Origin of the sequence: Brevibacterium sp. SIMBA_078 (genome assembly GCF_046534565.1) — a bacterium.
In the GTDB taxonomy this organism is placed as follows: domain Bacteria; phylum Actinomycetota; class Actinomycetes; order Actinomycetales; family Brevibacteriaceae; genus Brevibacterium.
In genome coordinates this window covers 1-245 of the sequence record NZ_JAWRYQ010000477.1, presented here as the reverse complement: position 1 = coordinate 245, position 245 = coordinate 1, and the positions used below count along the sequence as shown (strand labels likewise).

The 245-nt window shown below is 44.5% G+C and carries 1 protein-coding gene; it reads right to left on the bottom strand.

Translation table 11 applies throughout. The annotated features are described in order from the left end of the window. A partial coding sequence (locus SB749_RS20470; protein ID WP_410711926.1) for a hypothetical protein occupies nt 1-245 on the bottom strand: 245 nt, incomplete at both ends.

The window sequence follows — 245 nt, the reverse complement described above, 5'->3', positions numbered from 1 at the left end:
AGCGTTTATGTATGAGCCAAAACGAAGTGGCTGAACCCCTTCATATGGAGTTTGAAGTTGGGCAACCAAATAGCTCATTCGACTTTTTTGATCAATCACACCTTCGCTACGTACCACTTTAGCCTGCCATGTGGTTTCTTTACCTGCATATTGCGCATTAAATTCAACTGTTGCACCTATGCCACCATTATTAAGGTATTGCAGCTCTTTATCGGCAACAGGTAAACGCACCTCGGCGACCTCAG